This window comes from Xanthomonas arboricola pv. guizotiae (genome assembly GCF_002940205.1).
Classification (GTDB): Bacteria; Pseudomonadota; Gammaproteobacteria; order Xanthomonadales; family Xanthomonadaceae; genus Xanthomonas; species Xanthomonas arboricola_C.
In genome coordinates this window covers 1-611 of the sequence record NZ_MDSK01000122.1, presented here as the reverse complement: position 1 = coordinate 611, position 611 = coordinate 1, and the positions used below count along the sequence as shown (strand labels likewise).

General features: G+C 56.0%; 1 protein-coding gene. It reads left to right on the top strand.

The genetic code is table 11. From position 1 onward, the window contains the following. Window positions 1–611: IS481 family transposase (locus tag XarbCFBP7408_RS22105; RefSeq protein WP_146093844.1), on the top strand; the 611-nt coding region annotated here is incomplete at both ends.

Genomic DNA, 611 nt, shown 5'->3' with positions numbered 1-611 from the left:
TCTCTACGCACTACAGCCGAGCATGCCGCGTCTGACGCGCTCATCGCTGCACCGCTGCCTGCAACGCCATGGCATCTCGCGGCTTCCTGAAATCAAAAGCGACAAAGCCGCCAAGAAGCGTTTCAAAAGTTATCCGATTGGCTACTTCCACATCGACATTGCAGAGGTGCAGACGGCCGAGGGCAAGCTCTATCTGTTCGTGGCCATCGACAGGACGTCCAAGTTTGCGTTCACCGAACTCCACGCCTGGGCCAACAAGCTGGTTGCAGCGCAGTTCCTGCGCAATGTGATCCAGGCAGTGCCCTACACCCTGCATACGGTTCTGACGGATAACGGCATCCAGTTCACCAACCGCAGTTCCGACCAATATGCCTTCCCCCATATTTTCAGTCGAGTCTGCGAGGAGCACGGCATCGAACACCGCTTGACCAAGATCAAGCATCCCTGGACCAACGGGCAGGTCGAGCGGATGAATCGGACCATCAAGCAAGCCACTGTCAAACGCTTTCACTACGACGATCACGCACAACTGCAACAGCATCTGACCAACTTCATCGACGCCTATAACTACGGTCGCAGGCTCAAAGCATTGAAGGGTCTGACGCCGTACG